28 protein-coding genes and 3 pseudogenes are annotated in these 26,992 nt (G+C 70.8%); 18 read left to right on the top strand and 13 right to left on the bottom strand.

Annotated elements, in window-relative coordinates:
- Positions 1–11: 11 nt before the first annotated feature.
- The 7 genes from BFF78_RS20530 to BFF78_RS20500 form a co-directional block, all read right to left on the bottom strand.
- Positions 12–1,328 (bottom strand): alpha/beta hydrolase family protein, encoded by a 1,317-nt coding sequence (locus BFF78_RS20530; protein WP_227025889.1) that lies wholly within the window; start codon positions 1,326–1,328, stop codon positions 12–14.
- A 451-nt stretch (positions 1,329–1,779) separates the two neighbouring features.
- Entirely contained in the window at positions 1,780–2,067 is a 288-nt protein-coding gene (locus BFF78_RS20525; RefSeq protein WP_069779710.1) for an SCO5918 family protein, read from the bottom strand.
- Positions 2,068–2,165: 98 nt separating this feature from the next.
- Positions 2,166–2,570, bottom strand: coding sequence for a CBS domain-containing protein (locus tag BFF78_RS20520; protein WP_079161405.1), 405 nt, complete (start codon positions 2,568–2,570; stop codon positions 2,166–2,168).
- A 79-nt stretch (positions 2,571–2,649) separates the two neighbouring features.
- On the bottom strand, positions 2,650–4,185 hold the full coding sequence (locus BFF78_RS20515) for a DEAD/DEAH box helicase (protein WP_069779709.1): 1,536 nt from the start codon (positions 4,183–4,185) through the stop codon (positions 2,650–2,652).
- Between the two features lie 229 nt (positions 4,186–4,414).
- Positions 4,415–4,618, bottom strand: coding sequence for a cold-shock protein (locus BFF78_RS20510; RefSeq protein ID WP_069779708.1), 204 nt, complete (start codon positions 4,616–4,618; stop codon positions 4,415–4,417).
- A 230-nt stretch (positions 4,619–4,848) separates the two neighbouring features.
- Positions 4,849–5,187, bottom strand: a complete 339-nt coding sequence (locus BFF78_RS20505; protein WP_069779707.1) for a MerR family transcriptional regulator — start codon at positions 5,185–5,187, stop codon at positions 4,849–4,851.
- Between the two features lie 199 nt (positions 5,188–5,386).
- Entirely contained in the window at positions 5,387–5,647 is a 261-nt protein-coding gene (locus BFF78_RS20500) for a hypothetical protein (RefSeq protein ID WP_069779706.1), read from the bottom strand.
- Positions 5,648–6,049: 402 nt separating this feature from the next.
- Here BFF78_RS20500 and BFF78_RS20495 point away from each other — a divergent pair, with 402 nt between their 5' ends.
- The 3 genes and pseudogenes from BFF78_RS20495 to BFF78_RS20485 all read left to right on the top strand — a co-directional run bounded on the left by BFF78_RS20495 (position 6,050) and on the right by BFF78_RS20485 (position 8,666).
- Complete coding sequence (locus tag BFF78_RS20495; RefSeq protein ID WP_069779705.1) at positions 6,050–6,730, top strand: hypothetical protein; 681 nt, start codon at positions 6,050–6,052, stop codon at positions 6,728–6,730.
- Positions 6,731–6,974: 244 nt separating this feature from the next.
- Complete coding sequence (locus BFF78_RS20490) at positions 6,975–7,811, top strand: sortase domain-containing protein (protein ID WP_227025888.1); 837 nt, start codon at positions 6,975–6,977, stop codon at positions 7,809–7,811.
- A gap of 67 nt (positions 7,812–7,878) precedes the next feature.
- Positions 7,879–8,666: pseudogene (locus tag BFF78_RS20485) on the top strand (phosphate ABC transporter ATP-binding protein).
- A gap of 60 nt (positions 8,667–8,726) precedes the next feature.
- Here BFF78_RS20485 and BFF78_RS20480 read toward each other — a convergent pair.
- Complete coding sequence (locus BFF78_RS20480; RefSeq protein WP_069779704.1) at positions 8,727–8,993, bottom strand: GlsB/YeaQ/YmgE family stress response membrane protein; 267 nt, start codon at positions 8,991–8,993, stop codon at positions 8,727–8,729.
- Between the two features lie 290 nt (positions 8,994–9,283).
- On the opposite strand from BFF78_RS20480, the gene BFF78_RS20475 reads away from it, so the two are divergent.
- The 5 genes from BFF78_RS20475 (at position 9,284) to BFF78_RS20455 (ending at position 15,731) form a co-directional block, all read left to right on the top strand.
- Positions 9,284–9,646 carry an ArsR/SmtB family transcription factor gene (locus tag BFF78_RS20475; protein WP_069779703.1) on the top strand — a complete coding sequence of 121 codons (363 nt, stop codon included), beginning with the start codon at positions 9,284–9,286 and terminating at the stop codon, positions 9,644–9,646.
- Positions 9,639–12,308, top strand: a complete 2,670-nt coding sequence (gene mgtA, locus BFF78_RS20470; RefSeq protein ID WP_069779702.1) for a magnesium-translocating P-type ATPase — start codon at positions 9,639–9,641, stop codon at positions 12,306–12,308. The genes BFF78_RS20475 and mgtA overlap by 8 nt, the downstream gene beginning before the upstream one ends.
- A gap of 572 nt (positions 12,309–12,880) precedes the next feature.
- On the top strand, positions 12,881–14,611 hold the full coding sequence (locus tag BFF78_RS20465; protein ID WP_227025887.1) for an LCP family protein: 1,731 nt from the start codon (positions 12,881–12,883) through the stop codon (positions 14,609–14,611).
- A gap of 123 nt (positions 14,612–14,734) precedes the next feature.
- Complete coding sequence (gene tatA, locus BFF78_RS20460) at positions 14,735–14,926, top strand: Sec-independent protein translocase subunit TatA (protein ID WP_069779701.1); 192 nt, start codon at positions 14,735–14,737, stop codon at positions 14,924–14,926.
- Between the two features lie 127 nt (positions 14,927–15,053).
- On the top strand, positions 15,054–15,731 hold the full coding sequence (locus BFF78_RS20455; protein WP_069779700.1) for a hypothetical protein: 678 nt from the start codon (positions 15,054–15,056) through the stop codon (positions 15,729–15,731).
- A gap of 92 nt (positions 15,732–15,823) precedes the next feature.
- On the opposite strand, the gene BFF78_RS20450 is transcribed toward BFF78_RS20455, so the two are convergent.
- Complete coding sequence (locus BFF78_RS20450) at positions 15,824–16,483, bottom strand: zinc ribbon domain-containing protein (protein ID WP_069779699.1); 660 nt, start codon at positions 16,481–16,483, stop codon at positions 15,824–15,826.
- A gap of 310 nt (positions 16,484–16,793) precedes the next feature.
- Between BFF78_RS20450 and BFF78_RS20445 the strand changes: the two are divergent.
- Positions 16,794–17,123 (top strand): annotated as a pseudogene (locus tag BFF78_RS20445) (ArsR/SmtB family transcription factor).
- Positions 17,120–17,454, top strand: a pseudogene (locus BFF78_RS20440) (aquaporin); the annotation flags it as partial. The pseudogenes BFF78_RS20445 and BFF78_RS20440, both read left to right, overlap by 4 nt.
- Positions 17,455–17,467: 13 nt before the next feature.
- Here the strand turns inward: BFF78_RS20440 and BFF78_RS20435 are convergent.
- Positions 17,468–18,349: a hypothetical protein gene (locus tag BFF78_RS20435; RefSeq protein WP_227025886.1), complete on the bottom strand. Its 882-nt coding sequence runs from the start codon at positions 18,347–18,349 to the stop codon at positions 17,468–17,470.
- Between the two features lie 436 nt (positions 18,350–18,785).
- On the opposite strand from BFF78_RS20435, the gene BFF78_RS20430 reads away from it, so the two are divergent.
- The 6 genes from BFF78_RS20430 (at position 18,786) to BFF78_RS20405 (ending at position 23,675) form a co-directional block, all read left to right on the top strand.
- Positions 18,786–19,685 carry an SDR family NAD(P)-dependent oxidoreductase gene (locus BFF78_RS20430; RefSeq protein ID WP_069779697.1) on the top strand — a complete coding sequence of 300 codons (900 nt, stop codon included), beginning with the start codon at positions 18,786–18,788 and terminating at the stop codon, positions 19,683–19,685.
- 133 nt (positions 19,686–19,818) lie between these two features.
- Positions 19,819–20,613 (top strand): alpha/beta fold hydrolase, encoded by a 795-nt coding sequence (locus BFF78_RS20425; RefSeq protein ID WP_069779696.1) that lies wholly within the window; start codon positions 19,819–19,821, stop codon positions 20,611–20,613.
- A gap of 119 nt (positions 20,614–20,732) precedes the next feature.
- Complete coding sequence (locus BFF78_RS20420) at positions 20,733–21,317, top strand: TetR/AcrR family transcriptional regulator (RefSeq protein ID WP_069779695.1); 585 nt, start codon at positions 20,733–20,735, stop codon at positions 21,315–21,317.
- Positions 21,318–21,386: 69 nt separating this feature from the next.
- Positions 21,387–22,088: a flavodoxin family protein gene (locus tag BFF78_RS20415; protein ID WP_069779694.1), complete on the top strand. Its 702-nt coding sequence runs from the start codon at positions 21,387–21,389 to the stop codon at positions 22,086–22,088.
- Between the two features lie 47 nt (positions 22,089–22,135).
- Positions 22,136–23,074 carry a hypothetical protein gene (locus BFF78_RS20410; RefSeq protein ID WP_069779693.1) on the top strand — a complete coding sequence of 313 codons (939 nt, stop codon included), beginning with the start codon at positions 22,136–22,138 and terminating at the stop codon, positions 23,072–23,074.
- A gap of 91 nt (positions 23,075–23,165) precedes the next feature.
- Entirely contained in the window at positions 23,166–23,675 is a 510-nt protein-coding gene (locus BFF78_RS20405; RefSeq protein WP_069779692.1) for a DM13 domain-containing protein, read from the top strand.
- Positions 23,676–23,882: 207 nt separating this feature from the next.
- Here the strand turns inward: BFF78_RS20405 and BFF78_RS20400 are convergent, their stop codons facing one another.
- Positions 23,883–24,086, bottom strand: coding sequence for a zf-HC2 domain-containing protein (locus BFF78_RS20400; protein ID WP_237282554.1), 204 nt, complete (start codon positions 24,084–24,086; stop codon positions 23,883–23,885).
- Positions 24,087–24,099: 13 nt separating this feature from the next.
- Positions 24,100–24,780 carry an RNA polymerase sigma factor gene (locus tag BFF78_RS20395; protein ID WP_069779690.1) on the bottom strand — a complete coding sequence of 227 codons (681 nt, stop codon included), beginning with the start codon at positions 24,778–24,780 and terminating at the stop codon, positions 24,100–24,102.
- Positions 24,781–25,436: 656 nt separating this feature from the next.
- On the opposite strand from BFF78_RS20395, the gene BFF78_RS20390 reads away from it, so the two are divergent.
- Both BFF78_RS20390 and BFF78_RS20385 read left to right on the top strand, forming a co-directional pair.
- Positions 25,437–25,967: a SigE family RNA polymerase sigma factor gene (locus BFF78_RS20390; RefSeq protein WP_069779689.1), complete on the top strand. Its 531-nt coding sequence runs from the start codon at positions 25,437–25,439 to the stop codon at positions 25,965–25,967.
- Complete coding sequence (locus BFF78_RS20385) at positions 25,964–26,749, top strand: hypothetical protein (protein WP_069779688.1); 786 nt, start codon at positions 25,964–25,966, stop codon at positions 26,747–26,749. Before BFF78_RS20390 ends, BFF78_RS20385 begins: the two co-directional genes overlap by 4 nt.
- Here BFF78_RS20385 and BFF78_RS49370 read toward each other — a convergent pair.
- Complete coding sequence (locus BFF78_RS49370; protein ID WP_079161404.1) at positions 26,640–26,978, bottom strand: hypothetical protein; 339 nt, start codon at positions 26,976–26,978, stop codon at positions 26,640–26,642. The two genes, BFF78_RS20385 and BFF78_RS49370, sit on opposite strands and share 110 nt — an antisense overlap.
- Between the last annotated feature and the right edge of the window lie 14 nt (positions 26,979–26,992).

Raw genomic sequence — 26,992 nt, 5'->3', positions numbered from 1 at the left:
CCGATGCGCGGTCAGCGGACGAAGGAGATCTCCGGATAGCTCCTGGAGGGTCCGTCCAGCAGGGTGCTGTGCTTGCCGCGCAGCTCCTGGTCGAAGAAGGCGGCGAGGTAGTCACACTGGACCTTGACCGCTCGGTTTGGATCGATCGTGCCGAACTGCTGCTGGAGCTGAGCCTGGGAGAGCCCGAGCAGGCCCGCCTCCTGCGGCACCATCCACTCGTTGTCACTGAACGACAGGTGCGCCGCGCCATGGAGCTGGACGTCGACCCGGTATCCCTTCAGATGCGACCACAGCGTGCGCCACGAACCGTCGTTGTTGCGGTTGTGCGTGCCGGAGCTGAAGAGCATGAACGGACGGTCCAGGTCCTTGCTCGGCGCCGTCCCGAAGAACTGGCCGTCCAGGTCGGCACCGGCGGCGATGCGGTGGTCGAGCTGCATGGCGGTGTCGACCGCCCCGCCGCCCAGCGACCAGCCGAACATCCCGATGCGGGACATGTCCACGGCGCCCGACAGCCCCGAGGGGAGCGTGGCGTGGCCGGCGTCCGGGTTGCCGCCCTTGCTGATCGTGCCGAGCTGGTTGATGACGAACCGGATGTCGGCCGCGCGCACCTTGAGGGTGTCGGAGGAGTGGGCGCCCGCCGGCATCGTGTTGACCTCGAGCCGGTTGCCGGGGAACTGCACCTCGTTGGCGTCGTGGGTGTGGTCGACCATGACGACGAGGTAGCCGCGGCTGGCGAGATCCTGGGCGTGGGCGGTGCCCATCGCGCGGTCCGAGTGCAGCCCGGTCGAGTACAGCAGGACGGGCAGCTTGCCGAGCTTGGTGTTCACCGGGGCGAGGACATGACCCGCGGTCCTCGGCAGGGTCACCTGCTGCGGCGACAGCCCGCGCGAGGCGAGGAAGTGGGCGCCGGATATCGACGGCATCCACGGCGCCTGGTAGTGCCCGGACGTGGCGGTGGCCGGATAGAAGAGCGACACCATCAACTCGCGAGGAGTGTTGCCGAACACGTACGGATCCGTACGGGACTTGTCGACGAGGTGCAGGCCGACCATGCCCACGCTGTACGGCCCGGTCGGTGAGGGCATGTCGAGCTGGAGACCGGACGTGTCCGCGCGGCCGGACGAGAGGGCGTCGGGGTGGACGGGCTTGTGGTGCAGCGGCGCCTCGTCGTTCTCCGGCGCCCACGGCGTCTTCGGGTCGGGCTGGTCGGGCGAGACCCCGGTGGCCGCGGGCTTGTCGGACGTCTTCCCGGCGGCCATCGCCGGGGTCATCCCCGCACCCAGGGCGACGGCCAGCGCACCCGCCGTACCGACCGCTCTGGCGATCACTCTGCGACGGTGGCGCGGGCGGCGATGTTTCATGGAACCCCCTTGTTCGTTCAGCGATCGCGGAACGGACGATCGAATGCCGCACACCGTACCGCTGCGGCGGCCGATGGGCTGCGCGGAGATCCATGCCGCCGGCAGCGCTTCCCAGCCGTTTTGCGAACGCGACTTCACAAGCGCCTCAGCGAACAGTGGTGCACCGACATATACGCGTCCCGCCGGGTTGCTGCTCAGCGAGGAGCAGTTGCTCTCGCCAGTGCCACAGCGTTCTCTCGGCTGCCCTGGCCGGCACGCCTCGCGCGAGTAGGCGCAGGTATGCCCTCTTCGCGGCCGACGACTGCCCGAGCCTTGGAAGCGAGCGCCGAGCGGAAGGGCGCCGTTGCGGGAGCATACGGAGAAGGGCGGAGGGGGCCCTGCGGTTACGGCGTCGTAGCCGGCTGCTCTGCGGCCGACGTCACCAACCGAGCGCATCCCCGTCGGCTCGGGCGTCCGGGGCCGGCATGACCGGGCGCGCTTCGTGGCAGGTGAAGCCGAGGCGGATCAGTGCCCGGCGCATCTCACCCGTCGTGAAGTCCCGGCGGTTCAGCCTGGTGATCACTTCCCCGACCTGCATCACGGGGTAGACGCGGCGGCCGATGGTCACGGACACGCCGGTGACGGGTTCGGGGGTGATACCGCTCATCGACTGCTCGACCTCGGTCTTGATCAGGTCGAAGGGGAATCTGGCGATGACACAGCGCATGGATGCCTCCACAGGGGTGGGGAAGAACACCGAAAGCAGGGGTGGGGAAGAAACACCGGAAGAAGCAGGCCGACCGCGTGACGGCGGCCGGACGGCGGTCAGGTGAGAGCGAGGACGCCGAGGGCGTAGCCGTGCTCGTCGATCACGGGGGAGACGTCCAGGGTCCGTACCCGCATGGCGGCTTCCGCCTCGCCGAGTACGGCCATGGACGCGGTGAACGGTCCGCGGTCGAGCGGGATGTCCCGCAGCCGCGTCCGGTCGCTGTACCACGATCCGCCGCGGTGCGCGGCGAGCTGGGCCCGGGTGACCAGACCCGCGCACCGCCCGTCCTCGTCCCGGAGGAGCAGGTGCGGAACGCGGGCGCCGATGAGCACGGACAGGGCCACGTCGACCGCCATGTGGTCGTCGACCTGCGGCCCCGGAGCGTGCATGGCGTCACGGGCGGTCAGACCGGTGCCGTCGGCGTCGTCGGTCTGCTGTGTTCGGGGCGGAATCGGCGTCAAGGGGTTCTCCTCGTCGTCGGGGCGTGCAGGACGGCGACGTCCCGGCATGACTGCTCGGCGCGCATCCCCCTTGCCCGGCCTATGTGTTGGTCCTCGGGGCGGAGCGGCGTGCCCGGGCGGCGGACGGGCCGCTCCCGCCACGGCCGGCCGCCCGGCGCCCGCGACTCCGGCCGGCGGATCCCTTGCCCTCGCGTCGTTCGGCGACCGGTACGGCGAGGGTGACGGGCACGCCGGAAGGGGTCCGGGCGCCGGTTATGCGATGCAGTTCGGCCTCGCCCGGCCGGATCCGGGCGGTACGCGCGGTGATGCCGGCGTCGGCCATCAGACGGTCCACCGCGCGCCGCTGGTGCGGCAGGACGAGGGTGACGACGGTGCCGGACTCGCCGGCGCGGGCGGTACGGCCGCCGCGGTGCAGGTAATCCTTGTGGTCGCTCGGCGGGTCGACGTTCACGACGAGGTCGAGGCTGTCGACGTGGATTCCACGGGCGGCGACGTTGGTGGCCACCAGGACCGCGACATGGCCGTCCTTGAACTGGGCGAGCGTCCGGTTGCGCTGCGGCTGGGACTTGCCGCCGTGCAGGGCCGAGGCGCGCACACCCACGGACAGCAGGTGCTTGGTCAGCCGGTCCACCGCGTGCTTGGTGTCGAGGAACATGAGCACGCGTCCGTCGCGGGCGGCGATCTCGGTCGCTGCGGTGTCCTTGTCGGCATCACGCACGTGCAGCAGATGGTGTTCCATGGTGGTGACGGCTCCCGCGGACGGGTCGACCGAGTGCACCACGGGGTCATGGAGGTAACGGCGCACCAGGAGGTCGATGTTGCGGTCCAGAGTGGCCGAGAACAGCAACCGCTGGCCGCGGGAGGGGACTTGGGCGAGCAGGGCGGTCACCTGTGGCATGAAGCCCATGTCGGCCATCTGGTCGGCCTCGTCCAGGACGGTGACGGCGACCTGGTCCAGCCGGCAGGCTCCTCGCTCGATGAGGTCCTTGAGGCGGCCCGGCGTGGCGACGACGACTTCCGCTCCGCCGCGCAGGACGCTCGCCTGACGGCCGATCGACATGCCGCCCACCACGGTGGCGAGGCGCAGCCGCAGGGCGCGGGCGTACGGGGCGAGCGCGTCGGTGACCTGCTGGGCCAGTTCCCGGGTGGGTACGAGGACGAGGGCGAGCGGATGCCGGGGCTGGGCCCGCTGCCCGTCCAGGCGGGCCAGCAGAGGCAGACCGAAGGCGAGCGTCTTGCCCGAGCCCGTACGGCCCCGGCCCAGGACGTCCCGGCCCGCCAGTGCGTTCGGCAGTGTGGCCGCCTGGATGGGGAAGGGCACGGCCACGCCCTGGACGCCGAGGGCGGCCAGCAGAGGTGCGGGCATGTCCAGTTCGGCGAACGTCTCGGCCGCCGGCAGCGGTTCGGTGAGGGTGACCGGCAGGGTGAACTCCTGTCGGCGTGCGGGGGAGCGTGTTCCCTGGCCGTTCTTTCGCCCGGTGCCCGGGCGAGGACCTGGTCGGCCCGTCTCCTGCGTGCGGAAGCGGGTGCCGCGAGCGGAGCCTGCTGAGGGCGTGGAACTCCGGTCCGCGTGGAAACGGCCGGAACTGCCGCCGGTGCGACGGGTGCGGTTCATGAAGGAACCTCCTCGATGCGGCGTATCGAGGAATTCTGTTCAGCGGCCGGGGCCACACGAGGATTCGCAAGAATGAGCCGAAGGGAATGCGAAGGGCCGGGCTTCTCGGTGCTGAAGCCGGGGGTGCAAATCATCCGGAAAATCCGAGAAATCCGGGATGGGAGAAAACAATGAGCTGGGACCCGCACCCCAAGAGCGCGGGCCCCAGCCACATGGTTTTGCGTCAGCGTCAGGCGGGAACGATGTTCTCGGCCTGCGGGCCCTTCTGGCCCTGCGTGACGTCGAAGGTAACCTTCTGGCCTTCCTGAAGTTCGCGGAAGCCCTGGGTGGCGATGTTCGAGTAGTGGGCGAACACGTCAGCGCCGCCGCCGTCCTGCTCGATGAAGCCGAAGCCCTTTTCCGCGTTGAACCACTTCACGGTGCCAGATGCCATATTGAATCTCCCTCGGGGGGCAGTACCGGACTTCGCACTTTGCGGAGCCGAGTCGCCGCGATGATCACCCCTCCGGAAAGATCCGGAAAGCTCTGCAAAGAAAGGATCTCTGGCAACCAAAACTGCAACTGCTATCACGTTAACACAGGTCGGGTCGACGCGGCCCGGTGTTTTCGGAACCGTCCGGAAATCCTCAGTCGACCGGAGCCCGGATTTCTGTGCCGGCCGGACTAGATATTCGTACCCTGTTCCTCCAGCTTCCGGCGCATTTCCCGGTTCAGACGAAGGGCGTCGTCGAGCTGCTCCTCCAGAGAGATGATGCGGCACGCGGCCTCGACGGGGGTGCCCTGGTCGACCAGCTCCCGGGCACGGGCGGCGATGCGCAACTGGCGGCGGGAGTACCGGCGGTGGCCGCCTTCCGACCGCAGGGGAGTGATCAGCTCGGCTTCGCCGACGGCCCGGAGGAAGGCCGGGGTGGTACCGAGAACGTCGGCGGCGCGCCCCATGGTGTAGGCGGGATAGTCGTCGTCGTCGAGGTTGCCGGTGACAGGGGCTTTCTCAGCGGGCATAGCACCTTCGTTTCGGGGACACGGGGAGGGACCCGGGCGTGCGCGGCACCCGCACTCGGAAGAATTCAGCGCCATCTGCCCCGTGCGGCAAGCCTAACTCCGGCAGGCGTGGACATGTGGTCTCGCCGCGACAGATGTGCCTGCGGACAACGCCGACGGGCCGAACGGCGGGGCCTCGTGCCGAACGGCCCCCACCGGGTCACACCTCGTCGGCGTGTGTCCGGTCCTGATCTGTCGATTCGCTGGCCGCGAGCCAGGACCGTGCGGGTTCCGCCGCGCGCACGGTGTCGAGGGTGAGATGGAGCCGGGTCCCTCCCTCACGGCCGGCGGGATAGCTGCGCTGCTCCGTCGAGGCGAAGCAGCGCCGGAGCACTTCGGCCACGCGGCGGGCGGCCTCCGGTGTAGCGGCGACGACGCGGACCTCGGCGTGGCCCTCGGAGGGCAAGGGCTCGTGCTCCATACGGACCTCCTGGCGGCGACGGGTACGAACCACGACCGGCCCCTCGACCCCCCGGGCGAGGCGCGGGGCTGCGGCGCGTTTCCACGGCGGCCCTCTTTTGAAGGGTATGCCGGGTAAGGGTGGCCGTGCGTGCCATGGCCGACCGGCGGTCCGGCCCACTGCGGTCCGCCCGAGCTCGGTGGCCGAGCCGGCCAGGGCCGGAAAGCAGCGCCAGATCCCGGAAGGTCGCTGCCGACGCCGGCTGACATGGTCGCCGGCGACCGCCGGGCCGTCGGGGCGGGCCCGCCGGGAGTACGGTGGAGACACCGAGGGCACGCCGCGCACCGCCTCAGACGCCGGTGCCGTTCTCGGGGATCGACGACGCCGGGCCGGGCTTCGTTCACGCCCGGGGCAGGGTTGGTCATGACTGCGCACGTCTTGCTCCCGACGACCTTGGCTCTCCCCGCGTTCCGGCCCGCCCGGGGCGGGCCGCACACCCGCATGCCGCGCCCGTCGAAGGCGGGGCGCAGGCCCTCGCCCCAGGTGGCGGAACGGGTCCGGCCCCTGACACGTGGTCAGGTCGCGGACCGCCTGCAGGAGCTCGGCGACCTGTACGCGGAGACCTCCGGTGGCGACCCGTGGGCGTGGAACCAGGCGCGCGCCGCCTTCCTGCGCCATCTCGCGGCCGACGCCCGACGACCGGGGTTCTCGCTGCTGATCGCGGAGACCACCGCTCTGACCGGATATGCCTACGGCTTCCCCGTGGGCGGCACAGGTCCGTGGTGGGCCGGCTTCGACGGACACGCTCGGGGGAGTCTGCTGCGCCGCGCCGCCTCCGGTCGGCTCTTCGTCGTCTCCGGAATCGTCGTCGCGCCTGGTGTACGCCGGGAGTGCCAGGACCAGGTCTGGAACCTCGCCCGGCGCCTGCAGCGGCGCCTGCTCGCCGACGACGGCGCCGCACTCGGGGTCACGCTGGTGGACGCCCGGGACGACAGGACGGTCGAGACGATGCGGTCCTGGGGCTGGCGGTACGCAGGAGCCGACACCCTTCCGGCCGTGCCGCCCGGTCCGTTCCGCGTTCTGGTGCTCACTCCGGGGACGTGAGCCGCTCCTGCCGGTATCGGGGGCACAGCGTGACCACCCCTTGATCGTTGTCACGTTGGGTTCCCAAGCATTTCCCGTTCATCTTCGCTCCGTTCGACCTTCGCATGACCGTGCGCACAGACACCCCACAGCCGGTGACTCTCAGGTGCGCCAGGGGGATGCCTTTTCGGTCAGTGGCGAGAAGTTCGCGAAGGTGGAGGGGGGTCGGTCCGTATGGTCCGCCCGCGCTTTTTGTATCTGCCGAGTGCGCGTCCTCGGGGTCGCGCTGAGCATCCTCGGCGCACTGCTGCTCGGATTCGTCCTGGACGTCGGCCCGTTGGGCGACCTCCGCCATGTCCGTGACCGGCAGGTCGACTACGCCGCCCTCCGCAGCACCCTCGCCAACGGGGTCGCCCCCGTCGGTGGCCCGGTCGGCCCCGGCACGCCGGTGGCGCTGCTGGACATCCCCGCCCTCCACCTGCGCGAGGTCGTCCGGGAGGGTACGACGGCCGAGGACCTGGCCCGAGGTCCGGGCCATCGCCGGGACACGGTCCTTCCGGGGCAGGCCGGGGTCAGCGTCGTCATGGGCCGCCAGACGACGTTCGGGGGCCCGTTCCTGCACCTGCGTGAGCTGCGCCCGGGGGATGCGTTCACCGTGACGGGCCAGGGCAAGCGCACCTACCGCGTGCTCGGCCTGCGCCGCGCCGGAGACCCGCAGCCACCGGCCCTCACGGCGGGCCACGGCCGCCTGACCCTGATCACGGCCGACGGCACGCCGTTCATGCCCCGGGGGATCCTGCGCGTGGACGCGGACCTGGTCTCCCGGGCCCAGGCCACGCCCGCCCCGGGCGTCACTCCGGGGCGCCCTGCCCGAGGAGGAGACGCCGATGGCCGTCCAGCGCTCGGCCTGGCTGCCGCTGGTGCTGTGGGGCCAGGCGCTCCTGCTCGCGGCGGCGGCCGTCGCCTGGACCCACGCCCGCTGGGGCCGCCGGCCGACCTGGGTGGTCGGCGCGCCCCTGCTCGCCGTGCTGGGCCTCACGGTCGCCGACCAGGCGGCACAGCTCCCGCCGAACTTGATGTGACTCCAGATGCCTGGATGTGACGCGTGATGCGACACGCGGCGCGAAACCGATCGAGGACCTGCGTTGACCGAACAGAGCAGTGACACCGTGACGGAGACGACTCTCCCGCTCCCGCCGTACGCCACCGGAGCCACCGCCGGAGCCACCCTCGACACGCGCCGGATCTCGGCCTGGTTCGGTGACCACAAAGTCCTCGACCGCGTGTCGCCGACCATGCCGGCCGGCCAGGTGACGGCGCTCATCGGCCCGTCGGGCTGCGGCAAGTCCACCTTCCTGCGGATCCTGAACCGCATGCACGAGCTGATCCCGGAAGCCTCCCTGGCCGGCGAGGTGCTCCTGGACGGCGAGGACATCTACGCCCGGGGCCGCCGTCTGACCGAGACCCGGCGCCGCCACGGCATGGTCTTCCAGAAGCCGAACCCCTTCCCCGCGATGTCGATCTACGACAACGTCACCTCGGGCCTGAAGCTCACCGGCACGCACGTGAACGGAAGGCGGGCCTGTGGCAGGAGGTCCGCTCCCGCCTCCGCCAGCCCGGCGGCGCACTCTCCGGCGGCCAGCAGCAACGTCTGTGCATCGCCCGCTCCCTGGCCGTACGCCCTGAGGTCCTGCTGATGGACGAGCCCTGCTCCGCCCTGGACCCCACCTCCACCCACCGCATCGAGCAGACGATCCGCGAGCTGGCCCACGAGGTGACGATCGTCATCGTCACCCACAACATGCAGCAGGCGGCCCGCATCTCCGACCAGTGCGCCTTCTTCCTCGCCCAACAGGGCACCCCCGGCGCCATCGTGGAACACGGCCCCACCACCACGATGTTCTCCACCCCCACCGACCCCCGCACAGCGGACTACGTCGAGGGCCGCTTCGGCTGAGCCGTGCAGGAGGTCACCTGGAGTCGCACGCCGAGGGGTCGTTGATTGTCTTGGGGCTCGTCAGTCGCGGGAGTTGCCGAAAAGTATGCGGTAACCGATGAGCAGCACCAGTGAGCCGGCGATCGCCGCGCCCCACGTGTAGAGGTCGAAGAAGTGCTTCTCCACCGAGCGGTGGAGGAAGTGGGCGGAGAGCCAGCCGCCGATGAAGGATCCCGCGATGCCGATCAGAGTGGTGCCGATCAGACCGCCCGGGTCGCGGCCGGGGAGCAGGATCTTCGCGATGCCCCCGGCGAACAGGCCGAGGATGATCCAGCCGATGATGCCCACGGTGTTGTCCTCCCGTCGGTCGGCACCGGCGAACGCGCCAGGCGCAGACGTTCGTTCATTGCTTGATTGCGCAAGAGGCTACGGAAGGTCTCCCGGCCATGGCCAGGGGCGCCGGCCGGTTGCCACTCAGTCGTTGGGTTCCTGTCACTTGGTCATGACATTGCGCAAACCGGGAACCGGGACGGGTCAGGTGCCGGTGCGGCAGGTCTCATCGGCGGTGCTGGTCCCGACGCCTACACTGTGTGGGCGCATGTACGTCGACTGTGAAGTGTGGGCGGGGGGACGGGACCGTGACGGACAACGTCGGTGGCTTCGAGGACCCCTCGGCCGACGTGCTGGCGGCTGCTGCCGGCGCCTTCGGGCTGCTCGCCTCGTCTGTCAGGCTCCACCTGATGTGGGCGCTGTCGCAGGGGGAGAGTGATGTCACGCACCTCGCCGACCGGGTGGGTGGTGCCCTGCCCGCCGTGAGCCAGCACCTGGCGAAGCTGAAGCTCGCCGGGCTCGTGCGCTCTCGCCGTGAGGGCCGGCGGCAGGTCTACTACATCGACGACCCGGACGTCGTGACGCTCGTGCGCGTGATGATCGGGCAGCTGACGGCACGTTCTCACCAGGTTTCCGCGCCGGTACGGCTCCTGCACGGGACCAGTGGCTGAGACCACCGCGGCCTCGGACCGGGACGCCGACCCGCCCGCTCCGGTGGCTGTGTCTGCGGTAGGGGCCGCAGGCTCCGAGGGACTTGGGGCGCCGGGTCCGGGATCCTCCGCGCCCACGCTGCTGGAGGTGCTGCGCCGGCTGGACAGCGGTCCGCGCGGCTTGACGGAGGCTGAGGCCGAGGCACGCCTGGCCCGGTCCGGCGGGAACACCGTTCCGGCTCGCGGCGAGGCTTCCTGGCTTCGGCTGTTCGTGCGCAGCCTGCGCGATCCCTTCACCGCGGTCCTGCTCTGCCTCGGGTTGGTCTCGGCGGCCGTCTTCGCCTGGGGCACCGCCTCGGTGATCCTCTCCCTCGTCTGGGTCAGCTGCGGGCTGCGCGCGACGGGCGAGCACCGGGCCGACCGGTCCACGGCCGCGTTGCGTCGGCTGGTCGCCACCACGGTGACCGTTCTGCGGCGCGCCGACGAGGACGCGGTATCCGCCTCTCGCGAGATCCCCGTGGACGAGCTCGTGGTCGGCGACGTGATCCGCCTCGGGCCGGGTGACCTCGTACCGGCGGACGTACGCCTGCTGCGTACGAGCGGCCTGACCGTGCACCAGTCCGCCCTCACGGGAGAGTCGGCGCCCGTCGCCAAGCACACCGACGACGCTCCTCCGGGCACCGGCAGCGGACTGTTCGATCAGCCGCAGTGGTGTTTCCAGGGCAGCGGCATCGCCTCCGGCAGTGCCACCGCGGTCGTCACCGCGACCGGTGCGCAGACCCGGTTCGGCGCCGCGCACGGCCGTACGGCGGGCCGGCCGGAGCCGAGCGCCTTCGACCGTTCCGTCCACGGCGTCTCCTGGATCCTGATCCGGTTCATGCTGCTGACGCCCCCGCTGGTGCTGATGGCCAACGCGGCGCTGCGCGGACGCGGTCTGGAGACGCTGCCGTTCGCGGTGGCGGTGGCGGTGGGGCTGACCCCGGAGATGCTGCCGGTCCTCGTCACCACCTGCCTGTCCCGCGGAGCCGCACTGCTGGCCCGGACCCACGGGGTGATCGTCAGACGGCTCCCCGCTCTGTACGACATCGGCGCCGCCGATGTGCTGTGCCTGGACAAGACCGGCACGCTCACCCAGGACCAGCCCGTCGTCGGCCGCAGCCTCGGCCCGGACGGCCGGGACGACCCCGAAGTCCTGCGCTGGGCCGCCGTCAACGCCTGGTGGACCCTGCAACTCGCCGACCTGCCCGAGCCCGACGCCCTGGACGAGGCGATCCTGGACGCGGTCGACGAGCACGACCTCCTCGCGTACGAGGGCATCGCCGCCGTCCCCTTCGACCCGGCCCGCCGCCTCGCCACCGCAGTCGTCCGCACCCCCGGCCGCCTCGGCATGCACACCCTGGTGGCCAAGGGCGACGCCGAAGCCGTACTGTCCCGCTGCACCCTCTCCGACGAGGAACGCGCACGACTGCGCGACCTCGCCGCCCGGCAGGCCGACGACGGGCTGCGCATCCTGGCCGTGGCCACCGCCGAACGCCCCGCCCGCACCCGCGAGTACACACAGGCCGACGAACGCGGCTTCACCTTCCGTGGCCTGATCACCCTGCGGGACGCGCTCGCGCCCACCGCCGCCGAGGCGCTGAAGGTCCTCACCGGGCAAGGAGTCACCGTCAAGGTCCTGACCGGCGACCACCCCGGCACGGCCGCCCGGGCCTGCCGCGACCTCGGTATCCCGGTCCCCGAGGACGTCGTTGTGACCGCCGACGCCATCGACACCCTCACCGACGCCGAACTGGCCGTCCTGGTCGCCCGTACGACCGTCTTCGCCCGCTGCACCCCCGACCACAAGGCCCGGATCACCCAGGCACTGCGCCGCGCCGGACACACCGTCGGCTTCCTCGGCGACGGCGTCAACGACCTGCCCGCCCTGCGTGCCGCCGACGTCGGCATCGCTCCGCAGGGCGCCGCCGACGTGGCCCGCGAGGGCGCGGACGTGGTGCTCGCCGAGAAGGACCTCACCGCGATCACCCATGCCATCGACGCGGGCAGGCATGCGGGCGGCAACATCGCCACCTACCTGAGGGTCACGCTGTCCTCCAACCTCGGCAACGTGATCGCGATGCTCTCGGCGGGCCTGCTGCTGCCCTTCCTGCCGATGCTCCCCGCCCAGGTCCTCACCCAGAACCTCTGCTTCGACGCGGCCCAGCTCAGCTTTGCCCACGACCGTCCGCACCCGCTGGGCCTGCGTCGGCCGACCGTGCTGCGCCCCCGTGACCTCCTGCGCTTCATCACGGGGTTCGGAGTGCTCAACGCCGTGGCCGACCTCGCCACCTTCGCCGTGCTCGCCTTCACCTTGCACGGGCTTGGCACGGGCGGCGACGAGGCGGTGTTCCACTCCGGCTGGTTCACCGAGAACCTGCTCACCCAGGCCCTGGTGATGGTGTTGCTCCGGGCCGGCCGCCGGGGCGCGCGGAGCCGCAGGCCCGGCCCGGTCGGCTGGGCCGCGATCGCCCTGTCCGTCATCGGCCTGGCGCTGCCTTCTTCACCGCTCGGCCCGGTGGTCGGCCTCGCCGCTCTGCCGGCCGTCTACTACCTCCTGCTCAGCGTGGTCCTGGCCTTGTACGCCGCCGCCCTCCTCATGGTCAGGACACGTCGGCGCAGGGTGAGTTGCCGAGTTGCGCAATAATCGCGGTCAGCGGAGGTAAGACCCGTGATCGGGGGAGGAAGGGTGTTCATGCCGCGCGGTGACATTCGGCGAGTGCGTGATGCGAATATGCGGCTGGGGGCGGCCCTGGCCGAGGTCGAAGGGCTTTATGCGGCGTTATTGAGAGCGGGTTCCTCCGAGCGGCGCCGGGGGTTGCAGGCGGAGCTGGCCCGCGCCGCCGGCCGTCTGGCAACCGTGGCGGCCATGCCGACGCAGGCTCCGCCCCCACGCCTCGCCGGCCGGCGCTCGCGCCGGGGACGGAGGCGAGCCCTGGCGGAACGTGGCGCCGCGTGGATCATCGCGAGGTACGGAAGGAACGATCGCTGAGGCAGCCGGACCTGAACGGGCGTAGGGGCGCCGGTCCACCCGCTCATGAGACTCCTCACCCGTGAGATACGTAAGGACCTGTACAACCCGGGCCACGGGTTTGTTAGATTGCGCAACTACGCAATCGAGGTGGGGCCCACCCTCGCCTGTCCGTACCCAGCCGCGCATGCCCGGCCGTACCCCCGATGGCCCGGCCTGACGAGCCCGACCGTTCATGGGAGTGGAAGATGAGCGACCCGTGGGACGGCCCGACCGGCCAGGCCACGCGCAGCCGCACCACCACCCGGGTGCCCGGACAGCGTACGTCCGAGGCGGAGGGCACGCGCCCACCGGGCGGCCGGGCCGCGGCCCGGGCGGCTTCCCGCTCTCGCGGTGGAACCCGGTCTCGGGGCGAAAGCCGGTCGCGGCGCCGCGCACATCCCGTCGGGCGCGTCCGGCGGGTGCTCAAGGTCGCCGCGATCACCCTGTCCGTGTTGATCGTCATCACCGCCGGCGTGGGCTGGTGGTTCTACCAGCACCTGAACGGCAACATCAACAGCGTCGCGCTCGACGGCAAGGGCGGCATGGAGAAGGCCGACGCCTTCGGCCGCACCCCGATCAACATCCTGGTCATGGGCTCGGACGGCCGTACCAGCCAGGCCGACTGCCGGCTCGGCGGTGGTTGTGCGAAGACCGGGGTGCAGACGGGCAGCAACGCGGACGTGGAGATGGTGGTGCACATCTCTGCGGACCGTTCCAACGCGACGGTGATGAGCATCCCGCGGGACACCATGACGAAGGTCCCGGCCTGCAAGGACAGTGAGAGCGGCCAGTCCACGTCCGGTTACTACGGCCAGATCAACAGCGCGCTGCAGTACGGTCCCGCCTGTCAGGTGGCCACCGTCCACCAGCTCACCGGCATCCCGATCGACCACTTCGTCAAACTCGACTTCTCCGGCGTCGTGAAGATGTCGGACGCGGTCGGCGGTGTCTCCGTCTGTGTCAGCGACAACGTCTACGACACGTACTCGCACCTGAAGCTGGCCAAGGGCACCCACACCCTCAAGGGCGTGGCGGCGCTGGCCTTCGTCCGCTCCCGGCACGGCTTCGGCGACGGCAGCGACCTGGGCCGTACGACGACCCAGCACCTCTTCCTCAGCTCGTTGATCCGCAAGTTCAAGAGCGCGGGCACGCTCACCGACCCCACGGCCGTCTACGGCCTGGCCGACGCCGCCACCAAGGCGCTGACCGTGGACGACGGCCTGGGCAGCGTGAGCAAGCTGATCTCGCTCGCGTCGGACGTGAACAAGGTGCCGACCAAGCGGCTGACGTTCACGACGATGCAGACGGCCGCCGACCCGAACAACAGGGAACGGCTCGTCGTGGGCCCGGGCGCCAAGACCCTGTTCGCCACCATCGCCAACGACCAGTCATTGACCACGGATTCCGGCCAGAAGTCCGCGGCGGCCTCGGCGACCGCGAAGCCCACGGCCCCGGCCGTCCCCGCGTCGCAGATCGCCGTTACGGTCGAGAACGGCACCGCGGTCACCGGCCGTGCCTCGGACATCGCGACGGCGCTGACCGACCAGGGCTTCAGCTCCGCCACGACCACGGCCAACGCGCCGAGCCCCGCGACGACCACCACCCTCGCCTACGGCAGCGGTCAGAAGGACGAGGCGCAGACGGTCGCCAAGGCGCTCGGGCTGTCCTCCGCGCACCTGAAGCAGGGCACCGGCAGCGGCCTGACCCTGGTGATCGGCAGCGACTGGCCCAGCGGCACCGGCTTTCCCGGCGGCAGTTCCGCACCCGCTCCCGCCGACACCAAGGCCGCCGTCGGAGGCGCCCACGCCTCCACCGCCGACCAGGCCAAGACCTGCGCCAAGGTCAGCCCCTACAAGACGGTCAGCCTGAACGGCGTCTCCATGACACCGTCCCAGGCCTACGCGGCGGCACGGAACAAGCCCGACTCCGATGAATGAGGCCCTGCCGAGCGGCGACGGATCCGACCAGGGCTTGTACGGTTGCGCAAGGTAGCAACAGTTGGCGGCAGGTACGGCACGCCTGGCCCGCACCGCCGCCGGCATGGAGAAGGGGTGGGCGGAATGCTCCGCAACGGGTTGGAACCCTGGCACCTGCTGGTGGTGGCGATCGTCGTGATCGTGCTGTTCGGCTCGAAGAAGCTGCCCGAGGCCGCGCGCGGGCTGGGCAAGTCGATGCGCATCCTCAAGAGCGAGGCCAAAGCCATGAAGGACGAAGGCAGCGCCCATCGAGCAGGACCTGCGGCTCCGAGGTGAGGGCCTGCCGCTGCACTTTAAAGATTGCGCAATTGGGGAACTCTTAGACTCGCCCATTCCTGACGGTACTCGTCTGGCCGGTTCGTACGCCGTGCGGCCGAGTCACACACCGAGGTTCGGGGGACAGATGCGAACACCGGAACTGCCCGAGGCAGAGATCCGTGCGACGTTCGAGCGGGCTCTGGAGCAGGGCTTGCAGTCCCCGCAGGTCGCTGACGCGCTGCGCCGACCTGGCGGGACGCTCGACCGCGGACGGCTGCGTACGCGAGCGCTCCAGGCCCGGGACGACATCGTTTCCGCTGCGGCCGTCGAGTATCGCGAGTTCGTCGAGGCGCGGGCCGGCGTGGCCGCCGGGACGGAGGACCGCAGCGCGAGCGACGGGCCGGAAACCGGTGTGTCGGGCGCCGGCGGCGGCCCGTTGCCGGTGCTGGCAGTGCTCGTGACGAGTCTGGCCGTCGCTGCCGCCGCCGTGTGCCTGATCACCGGGTTCGTCCTGCTGGCCCTTGGAGGCCGTCCCTACATCGGCGAAGGACTGGTCACGTCGGGCCTGATCGCCGGGGCCGTGGCCGTGGGAGGGGCGATCGGGGACCTCGCGTACTTCGTCGTGGCGGCCGCTCGGAGGCGGCCGGCCGATCAGCCTGACGCGCCTGAGGATGCGGTCACAGACGCGGCGCGGGCACGTGAGGAGTGGGAACTGGCCCTGCTGGAGCGGGGAGTCCTGCCGTTCCTGCTCGGGCGGCTCGAAGAGAGTTCCGCGGCGGAGCACGAGGGCCGTCGTGCCCGCCGGTCCGCGCGCGGTCTCTGATGGGCCTCCGGGCTGGTGCGCGCCGCGCTCGGCGCCGATGGCTCGTTCTGTCCGCCGGCGGTACCCAGCCCGCCTACCCCATCGTTACGGTGCTACTGCCGACTGCCGCACCCCGGGCAGAAGGCCGCGCCGTCCGGCACGACGGCGGAGCAGGAGGCGCACGCGGTGGACTGGGCCAGGTGATGGCCGCAGCCGGAGCAGAAGGCGGCGCCGCGGGTCTCGGTGCGGCACTGGGGGCAGACCAGCTGCCGGGGCATGCTGGGGTCGTACCCCTGGCCGGCCTGTTGGCCCACGGCGTACGCCCGCTGCGAGGCCATGTCGTTCAGGCCGCGCTGCTGGGCCGCCATGGCCTCGGCCGCGGTGTCCGGAGCGCAGTTCAGGCACAGTCCCTGCGCCGCGTTCCAGCAGCGCCCGCAGACGTAGTGGGTGCATCGCGCACAGCGGTTGAAGTGTCCTTGCGCATTGCCGATCGCCCGCTCGAAAGCCTTGTCGCGGGCGGGTCCCCAGCCGGCGCCCGCGAGTCCGTCGGCCGCGGAGGTGAGCCCGCCGCCGGCCCGGCCCAGCAGGCTCCAGGCCATGTCGACGCCCTTGCCGAGCCAGGTGGCGGCCCGCTCACCGGCGTACGGCTCGAAGGGCGAGCGCCAGGTGTCGTAGCAGCGGGAACACGAGAACTCGAACTGGAAACCGGCCCCCGTACCGCTGCGCTCGCACAGGTCACGGTAGTTGTTGCTGAAGTAGATCTCGCTGCTCATGTGGTCCCCCCACAGTTCAGGCCGTCGGCACACTGCCCTACGACGCCGGCGGAAGGCTACTGGTTCTCGCCATCGGTGACGCATTCACGACAGCGGCGGTCTCAACGACGGGCTGCTGCCGCGCTGCCTTGTACGTCTCAGGGGCCGGCGATGTCGAAGCCGTACCGCAGTGGTTCGCAGCTCACACCGTGATCCCGGCGGTAGACGTACACGCCTTCCGCACGCACGCCGTGCGGCCCGCCCTCCACCCGGCATTCGCAGGGCGACCGCCTCGGCGGGGAGGGCCTCGCGCTCGTCGGCGGCATAGCGGGTGGAGCCGAAGTTCTCGTCCTCGCTGGACGAGGAACAGGCGGCCGAGCCGGCGAAGGTGTCCAGGGCCCTCGGGGATCCGGTCCGGCTCCGCCTGCTGTCGGTGATCGCCTCGCGCGGGGCGGGCGGCGAGGTGTGCGTGTGCGAACTGACTCCGGCTTCGACCTGTCCCAGCCGACGATCTCCCACCACCTCAAGCTCCTGCGGCAGGCCGGCCTCATCGACTGCGAGCGCCGCGGCACCTTGGGTCTACTACTGGGTGCTGCCGCCGGCTTTCGACCGGCTCGCCGTGTTCCAGAGGACGCCGACGGCCGCGGAGGTACTCACGTGAGTGCCTCTCTGGGGTGCCGCGCTCTGGCCGAAGCCGTCGGTTCGACGGCGCTGGTCGCCGTGGTGGTCGGCTCGGGTATCCAGGCCACCGAACTCACCCGGGATGCCGGCGTGCAACTGCTCGCCGACTCACTGGCCACCGTCTTCGGCCTGGGCGTCCTCATCGCGCTGCTCGGACCGGCCTCCGGGGCCCACTTCACCCCGCCGTCACCCTCATGACCTGGATCAACGGCCGCCGTACCGGCGACGGACCGACCGCACACGACCTGGCGGCCTACCTCCCCGCCCGGATCACGGGAGCGGTCGCCGGCGCTGTGCCGGCCGACGTCGTGCGGCGGGCGGGCATCAGGGGGACGACGCCTCCGGCTTGCCCTGCACCGTCTTCGACTGTCCGCAGTCGAGCAGGGCCGCGAGTGCCGCGCCCGGACCCTGCCCAGAGGCGATCCGCATCTGTTCGCTGCACTCCGTCAACTCGTCTCTGAAGAGTTCGAGTTCGGCGTGCGTGATGCCGTCGGTCATCGCGGGGTTCCGCGGGCCGTCCACCGTGGCAATGGCGCTGAAGTGCGCGTAGTCGTCCTCGCCGAGCAGCTGGGCGCAACGCCCGACCTCGTCGTTCACGCCCCCGGCGGCGATCAGGTTATGGATGCGGACCTGCCCGTCCATGGAGGGGTTCGCGAACTCGCCTGCGGTGTCGAGCTGGCCGAACACCTGGGGTTCGAGAAGTGTGTTGGTGCAACGCAACAGATCACGGACCCGGGAGGCCACCTGGCTCTGGTGCGTGGTCGTCATGTCGTCGACTCGGAAGATCTGCCCGGCGATCTGGTTGGGGTCCTTGACGAACACCTGGCCTTCGAACGTATTGCGGCCTACGAAGAGCGCGTCGCCCTCAATGATGATGGTGTTTGCCACGAAGCGGTTGCCCAGGTACACGCCACCCGCCAGGTTGATGGTGCCGCCTCGGACGTTGAAGTCATTGCCGAGGAAGAGATGTTCCCTGTCGTACTCGGTGAGTACGTGGCCGGTGATGTTGAGCGCGGCGCGTTCGACTCCGCAGTCACGGTACTGGCGGCTGGCGACATTGACTTCCCTGGCGTTGAAGCAGTTGCCGGCGAACATGCTCGCACCGTCCACCACGACGTAGTCCCCGTCGAAGGTCTGGGTGGTGCCCGGGATTTCACTCTGGCCGGGTGTGGTCGGGGTGGCGGTCTGGGCCGGTGTGACGGTCATGGGAGTGGCGTCGTCGGCTTGGGAGGCGGGAGCCGTGAGAATTCCGCCGGCCGCTAAGGCGAGAGTCGCACCGACTACCGTCCATGTCCTTTTCGCTATTCCAGCTCTCTGCACGGTCGAGCCCTTTCGTATTCCGTTTGCGCCGAAGTGCTGCCTGTTTCGTCCGGTGCCGCTGATTCATTCGGGAAGCTACCGGACACGGAACGGCCTCAACCGACCCTGCGGCCTTACGAAGTTCTTACGCAGGCGCCCCCGGTACGTCACGGCGACGTTGAGGAACGCCGGCAGGGGCGGCTGGGGCGTACGACGTCCCGTGCGGCGGCCCAAGTCGTGTGGACGGGCTCATGACGCCTAACCGGATAGTTGATCCGGATGTGTGCTACCGTCCCAGCTAACCGGATGGACTATCCGATTACCTGTCGGGGTGGAGGAGCTCATGACGAAGACAGCCGTGGTCACGGCGGGCACAGGGGGCATCGGCCTGGAGACGGCGCTCGGGCTGGCCGCCGCCGGGTACGCGGTCACCGTGGTCGGGCGCGACGCGGAACGGGGGGCCGGAGCGGTCAAGCGGATCAACGCGGCGGGCCCGGACGGCGCCGGCCAGTTCCTGTCCGCCGACCTCTCCTCACTCGACCAGGTGCGCGCGCTCGCCGACCGGATCGCCGCCGACCACGACGCCTCGGGGGAACCGCTGACGGTGCTGGTCAACAACGTCGGAGCGATGTTCCCGCAGCGCCGGACCCTGGGCGGCGTCGAGGCGTCCTTCGTCGTCAACCACCTCTCGCCGTACCTGCTGACCGAACTGCTGCTGCCCACCCTCACAACCGGGGCGCCCAGCCGGATCGTGAACGTGACCTCGGGCGCGGTCGCCGTCGGCAAGCGGGTGTTCGACGCCGTCGAGCCGCCCGGCGGCTACTACGGCTTCCACTGGTACGGCCGCGCCAAGCTCGCCAACCTCGCCTACACCCTGGACCTGGCCGCCCGGCTGGCCGGCACGGGCGTGTCGGTCTTCGCCGCCGACCCCGGAGGCGCCGCCACCGACATGACCAACGGCACCCTGACCGACCCGAAGATCGTCTCCCCTGCCCTGCGGCTGCTGTGGCCGCTGGTACGCCGCAGGTTCGAGCGATCCACCTCCGGCCCGGCGTCGGCGGCAGCCAGGCCCTCGATCGTCGCCGCCACCGACAACGCGCTGACCGGCCGGACCGGCCTGCTCATCGGCCCCCAGAGCCACCCGGTCGCCCCGCTGCGCGCAGCGACCGACCGCCGCCTCGCCGAGGCCGTGCGCCGGCTCAGCGAAATCCACGCACCCACCCCGGCCGACGCAGGCGCGTGAACATTCGCCCTCAACGCCCGTCACACCGACAGGGCCGGCCAACGGTCACACGGTCGCGTCGGCCCCCGCGCGCCCGCCCCCGAGACACGCCGGACCACCGCCGCGCCAATCCCCACCCGACTGAGGACACGACATGACCAACGCAGTCCCGACCGCCTGTGCCCGCACCGTTCACGGCTCCGGCCCCGGCCTCCTCCTCGCGCATGGCGCCGGCGGCGGCATCGACGCCAACTACGGGCCGATCATGGAAGGGCTCGCCGCGCAGCACACCGTCGTCGGGGTCGACTACCCCGGCTCAGGACACACCCCCACCACGCCCATGCCCCTGGAGCTCGATGCCTTGGCGGACCAGCTCGTCGCGGCGGCGGACGCCGAAGGGCTCGACACGTTTGCCCTCTGCGGATACTCGCTCGGCGGCCCGGTCGCGATCCGAGCGGCCGTCCGCCACCCGCAGCGGGTCACCGCGCTCGTCCTGAGCGCGACCTTCGCCCGCGTGGACACCCGCACCGAGCTGGCCGCCACGATCTGGCACCAGCTCTACGACACCGGACAGCACCTCCTGCTCGCCCAGTACCTGACCCAGCTGGCCGTGAGCGCGCCGTTGCTGAACTCCCTCACTCCCGCCCAGGTGCGCGCGGCCGCCGAGCAGACCGCCTCCGCCCTCCCGCCCGGCACCGGCGCCCAGGTCGACCTGGTCCGCCGCGCCGACGTCCGCGACGACCTCGCCGCGATCACCGCCCCGACCCTGGTCGTCGTCACCACCGCCGACACCCTGATACCGGCCGCCCTCCAGTACGACCTGGCCGCGGCCATCCCCGGCGCGCAGACCGCCGAGCTCACCAGCGGACACCTGCCCTTCCTGGAGCAGCCGAACCACTGGCTGGAGATCATCACCGGCTTCCTCAACAGGCAGCGCGACCAGCGCTGACAGCCCCGTGGGGGCGGGCCGCTCGGCCCGCCCCCCCACGACGGGCGCGTCACCCGGAAACGCCCGCATATGATCGGACGGCAAGCCTGCCTTGAGACGAGCGACCTGGACTGTTCCCCATGACGACCACACCGCTGCGCAAGGACGCCGCCCGCAACTGGGAGCGGATCGTCGCCGTCGCCCGCGACCTGGTCGACCAGGGCACCGCACTGCAGCTCAACGACGTCGCACGCCGGGCCGGACTCGGCGTCGGCACGGTCTACCGGCACTTCGCCACTCCCGAGGCGCTGCTGGAGACCGTCGCCACCCCCTGCCTGGAAGCCCTCGCCGAACACGGCCGGCACACCCTGGCCGACACCGACCACGGGCGCGCTCTGGAGGACTTCCTGTCCCACGTCGTCGAAGCACAAATCACCGACGCCGCCCTGCCCCCGGTCGCCGCAGCGACCACGGACGCCCTTGAGCGCACCACGGAACTCAAGAAGTCCCTCCAGTCGACCGGGACCACGCTCCTCGAGCGGGCCCGCGACGCCGGGGCCGTCCGCCCCGACCTCGCCGCGGCCGATCTCGTCCCCCTCATGTGCGGCATCGCCCACGCCGTCACCGTCCACGGCGGCACCCTTGCGGACCGCATTCAGACCGCCCACCGCTACCTCGCCACCCTGCTCGGGGGCATGCGTACCGCCACGCCACCGAACACCTGAGTGTCCCGGCGGGCGTGAACGGTTCGAGCGTCACTTGTAACGTTCGGCGCGCTCGCCGCACTGAGGAGTATGAGCCATGACGACCTGCGTGCGCTGTTCCTCAACTGCACGCTGAAGAAGAGCCCGGAGCGCAGCCACACACAAGGCCTGATCGACCTCAGCTCGCGCATCATGGAGAAGCAGGGCGTTCAGGTCGAGCACCTGCGGCCGATCGATCACGAGGTCGCCACCGGGGTGTGGCCGGACATGACCGAGCACGGCTGGGCGCGCGACGCGTGGCCGTCGATCTACCAGCGGGTGATGGCCGCCGACATCCTCGTCATCGCCGGGCCGATCTGGCTGGGTGACAACAGCTCGGTCGCGAAGCTGGTCATCGAGCGGCTCTACGCCTGCTCGGGCCGGCTCAACGACGCCGGCCAGTACGCCTACTACGGGCGTGTGGGCGGTTGCCTGATCACCGGGAACGAGGACGGCGCCAAGCACTGCGCCATGAACGTCCTGTACAGCCTGCAGCACCTGGGATACACGATCCCGCCGCAGGCGGACGCGGGCTGGATCGGGGAGGCCGGGCCGGGCCCGTCCTATCTCGATCCGGGTTCCGGCGGTCCCACCAACGACTTCACCAACAGGAACACCACGTTCATGACGTGGAACCTGCTGCACCTGGCCCGGCTGCTCAAGGACGCCGGTGGCATTCCGGCGCACGGGAACCAGCGGTCGCAGTGGGACGCCGGGTGCCGGTTCGACTTCGAGAATCCCGAATATCGCTGAGCCCGAGTACCACCGAGTACCGCCAACACCTCAACGAAAGGCCGAACATGACCGTCGAGTCCGTCGAGACAGCCCCCGCCTGTGCCTACCCGGGATGCACCAACCCTCCCGAGCCGCACGCACCCGACGCGCAGGGGCCGGCGCCCCGCTACTGCGGGCACCCCGAGCACAACGCGCTCGGCGCGTTCAGGAAGTTCCGCGCCAAGCGGCAGCAGCGCAAGGAGGACAAGCGCGCGGCAGCCGAGGCCAAGAAGGCGGCCGAGGAGGCGGCGAAGGGGGCCCAGGCGCCGGTCGCCGGACAGTCCTGGCCCACTGCGTCCGGGCACGCGTCCGCTGCCGGTACGGCGCACGGCGGGCCTGGACACACGCCCGCCCCGGAACCGGTGCCCCAGGCGTCCGAGCCGGTCCCGGGCGCCGAGGTGGTGCCCCCGCAGCCCGGACATGCCCCCGTCGCCGATGCGTCCGAGCAGGCGCCGGCGGACGCCATGACCGGTGAGATGACGGCCATGACAGCGATGGCGATGGTCGAGGTCGACCATGACGCGCGGTCACGCGACTCCCTGGTCGCGCTCATCGAGCAACTCGCCACCGACCTGCCCGTCTACATCGAGGAGTTGGCGATCATCACCGACTCCGCGGCGGCCGAGGCCCGGATCGAGACGGTCACCCGCGCCTCCGCGCAGCGCATCCTGGCCGCCGAGGAGCGCGCCGCGCTCGCCGAGGAGGCGGCGGACATGGCCGTCGCCGCGCTCGATGCCGCGCAGGAGAAGTTCGCCGAGGAGACCGCGGCGATCCGCGAGGAGACGGCCCGCCAGGTGGCGGACGCCGCGTTCGTCCGGGCCGAGCTGGAGCGCTACCGCGAGCGGGTCGGCCTGCTCGAGGTCCGACTCGACGCCGTCCGCGACGAGACCGACGCGCTGCGCCGCGAGAAGGCCGCGCGCTCGACCGTCGAACAGGAACGACCGCGCCCCGCCGAGCAGTGCTGAACAGCCGTCGGCCCGCGCGTTCGCGTCAGCGGTCCAGGGGAGGTACTGCCACCGGTCCCGGCGTGAACACCCAACAGAAACGGAAATCCCCATGAGCCGAACCAAGCGCCCGGTCCTCTGGATCACCACCATCGCCGCCGTCGTCGTCGTGGCGGCCGTCGGGCTCTACCTCTTCCAGCCGTGGCGGCTGTTCACCACGCACCGCGTGGATGAGGCGGCTCCCGTGGCCAACGGCCAACAGGGTTCTGCGGCCGCGCCGTTGGCGTCCGGCAGCTTCATCTCCCACGAGCACTCCACCAGCGGCTCGGTGCAGATCCAGCCGCTCGCAGGCGGGAAGGCGAACCTGCGCCTGACGAACCTGCGGACCTCCGACGGACCGGCCCTGCACGTCTGGCTCAGCGACCAGCCGGTCAAGCGGGACGGCGGCGGCAACCTCGACGACGGCAGGCACGTCGACCTCGGCAGCCTCAAGGGCAACGAGGGCAACCAGAACTACGCGATCCCGGCGGGCACCGACCTGAAGAAATTCTCCACGGTGACGATCTGGTGTGAACGCTTCAGCGTCTCGTTCGGCGCGGCCGAGCTGAAGCGGAGCGCCTGACGGACCACGTCGCGCGGGAAAGCCGTGGAGCGGGTGACGACGCCACCCGCTCCACGGTTTTCGGGGTCCTGTCCGCCCCCGCGACCAGGCGCGGATCGCCCCAAGCGTTACAAGTCCCTTGGGGAGAAAGCCGCCGGCGAGGGCGTGGAGCGTCCGGAGACGGCGCAGGTCGGGCCGAGGCCGGGCCGTCCTACCGAGTACGGGTGATCACTGAAGCCGCCAGTCCCGGAAAGCGGAGAGCAACTGTTGCCTGGCGTCCGGCGCGATGCTGTCCGGGGTCAGTTCGCCCGTCGTGGCGATCGTCCGGCGGAATTGATCGAGGTAGCGCTCGCACCCGGAGCATTCCGCCAGGTGTTCGATGAAGCGCCGCTCGTCGTCTTCGGGCAGGGCACCCTCAAGGAAATCGGTCACCAGCTCTACGAAGTCAACGCAGTCCACGCTCGTCCCCTCCCGCCGCGACGTCCTGGGCGCTCGACAAGTAGTTCTCCAGCTTACGGCGCAAGACGGCCCTGGCCCGATGGAGGAGGACCCGTTGGTTGCCGGGCGAGATCTCCAGCAAGGAGCACACCTCCTCCGAGCCGTACCCTTCGACATCGCGAAGGGTGATCACCGTCCGGAGGCGGGGCGGGAGTTCGTCGAGAGCCTCCGCTATCACCTCCCGGACTTCGCCGCGCAGCACGTGGTCCTCGGGAATGTGCCAGTGACGCGGTTCCCGCCCGACGGCCCAGTGTCCGGCGTACTCCTCACCGGCGGGACGGAACCGTGCGGCGTCCACCGTCGGCCCTTCCTCCTCCGGCAGCAGGCTGGCGAAGGGAACGGTCCTGATCTCCTTCGTACCGCGTGCCTTGGCCGTGTGGACCAGGATCCGGTACACCCATGTCTTCAGCGATGAACGGCCTTCGAAGCCGCCGATACCCCTGATGACCGCCAGCCAAGTGTCCTGGACGGCTTCCTCCGCGGATGCCTTGGTCGACACGAACGACATGGCCAGCCGGAGCATGCCACCTGACCAGGTGTCCAGCACCAGAGCGAATGTCGCCTCGTCACCGTCACGCAGCCGCTGGGCCAGGACCTCGTCCGGCGGCAGTTCGCTCGCGCCCGCCATTCGTCTGTCTCCTCGCCGGCCGTCAACTGGAGTGTCAGCTTAGGGCAGTCAGGTGAGATCCCCGGTTGGTGCCTTCGTTCATGTCCGCCTTCGGGATCGGAGTGCGTGGATACGGGTGGCGTGGTGCAGCTGACTGCGCTCGCCGTGGTTGGTGCACCCCTAGGTGGCCGCGCGGGGTGGAAAGGTCGCCGCCGTATCCGATGTTCTTCGGATCCCTTTCGTGCGGCGCACCGGTCGCCGGGAAATCAGCGTCGGGGCGGCAACCTTCTCGTCTCCTGCGGCAACCGGGAGCCGGAAGGCCGAGTCGAACTACCGGATGGACGGGCATGAGGGCAACGAAGCACGCCGCGCCGCAACCGTGGCGCAGGCGCGGACTGGTCATGGGCATTCCCATGGCGCTGCTGGTCGTCGGTGTGCCGGCGGGCCGTCCCCCGGGAGCGGAATCGGTGTCAGGATCATCGACGCCGTGCGGCCGGACGTCGCGCAGCCGACCGGCGTCCAGTTCGCCCGGCATTGACCAGCCTGCCGGTCAGCCTTCATTGGCCCGCAACCGAGCACGACCGCCGTTCGGATCCCGGGCTGGGCACTGTTAGGCTGCGCCCCCCATTGTTAAACGCGCAACTAACGCGCACATCATTGCCAGGAGAGGGCGGGGGATGCTCCTCGATGACGCGTCCGCGGAGTTCCACGAATTCTTCGAACGCCACTATGCCGAACTCGCCCGTCTGGCACACCTCCTGACCGGCGAGACCGACGCGGCGGACGACCTCGCGGCGGATGCCCTGGTCGCCCTGTGGCAGCGCTGGGACCGGTTGCGGCAGGCCGACCACCCGCTCGCCTACGCCCGCGGTGTGGTGGCCAACCTGGCGCGAGGACGGATCCGCAGCGCGGTGCGCGAGCGACTCCGGATCACGCTGTTCTGGTCCCGCATCCCCGAGAAGGTGGAGGGGCCGGACATGGCGGCCGTGCTGGACGTCCGCTCGGCGCTCGCCCGGCTGCCGTTCCGCAAGCGCGCCTGCGTGGTGCTGCGGCACGCCTTCGACCTGTCGGAGAAGGACACGGCGGCAGCGCTGGGCATATCGGTCGGTACGGTGAAGAGCCAGACCTCGAAGGGAATGGCCGAGCTGGAAAGGATACTGGGCGCACGAGCGGTCGGGGACCTGGTGGCAGGGAGGAGGAACCGGTGAACGAGGAGATCGCCCGTCGGCTGCGCGAGGCCGCCGAGGCCCACCGGCCCGACCGTGCGAGGATGCTGGCCCGGGTGCAACGCGGCATGGCCGGCCCCGCCGTCCGTCACCGCGCCAGGCCGTTCGCGAGGTCCGGGACCAGGGTCGCGCTCGCCGGGCTCGCCGCCACCGGCATCCTGGCGACCGGCGGCCTCGCCGTCGCCGCCATCGTCGCGCACTCGTCGCCGTCGCCCACCGTGACCACGCCTGCCACCCCGTCCCCGACCGTCGGCTCCCCGCACCCGACATCGGCCCGCCCCACCCCTGTCGCGCCGGCCCCGGCCACCACCCCGGGCAGCGCGCACCCGACCCCGCCGGCCACCAGTCCATCGCCGGCCGCCGGTGAGAGCCAGAACGGGGCGCTGTGGTCGGCCGGCTCGGTGGACCCGCACAGCACCGTCTACTGGACGCAGAGCAACCTCGTCCTCAAGACGACCCAGCCGCTCACCTCGCTCACGATCGAGATGCGGATCGTGCAGACCGGCGGGGTGAAGAACACCGGCACCTGGCAGACCCTGCCGAGTGCCGACTTCACCGTCACCGCCCAGGAGGCCGGCGGCACCCTGGTCTACCGCTGGGTCCTCAAGCCGGGCCTGACCGTGCCGGCCGGGAGTCATGAGTTCGCCGCCCAGTTCAACCACGCCACCGGCGTGCGCAGTGCCGCGGGCGACGGCTACCGCGTCGACGCACAGGGTTCGGGCGGCTCCGCGTCGGTCCGGGGAGGGTTCGTCCCGACCCGGTGAACGCCGCTGTGCGGCAAGAGGACTCACCCCCTTGCCGCACAGCTCGATGGGAGAACACGCACCCGAACTGCTGGTACGGGGTCCAGTCGGCCGGGCCGGCGTGGGTCCCGTCGGCGTAGGTGGCCTCCATGGTGGCCGGCGGGTCGCCGCGGAACTGGGTGGGGACGGTGACGGCGGCCGTGAAAATTCTTCCCTCGATCGCGGCAACCTTTGTCTGCCGTGGCGGCAACTGGCGGGTAACCA

Source organism: Streptomyces fodineus (genome assembly GCF_001735805.1).
Lineage (GTDB): Bacteria > Actinomycetota > Actinomycetes > Streptomycetales > Streptomycetaceae > Streptomyces > Streptomyces fodineus.
The sequence above is the reverse complement of the archived record's forward strand: the minus strand, read 5'-3'. Positions and strand labels throughout refer to the sequence as shown.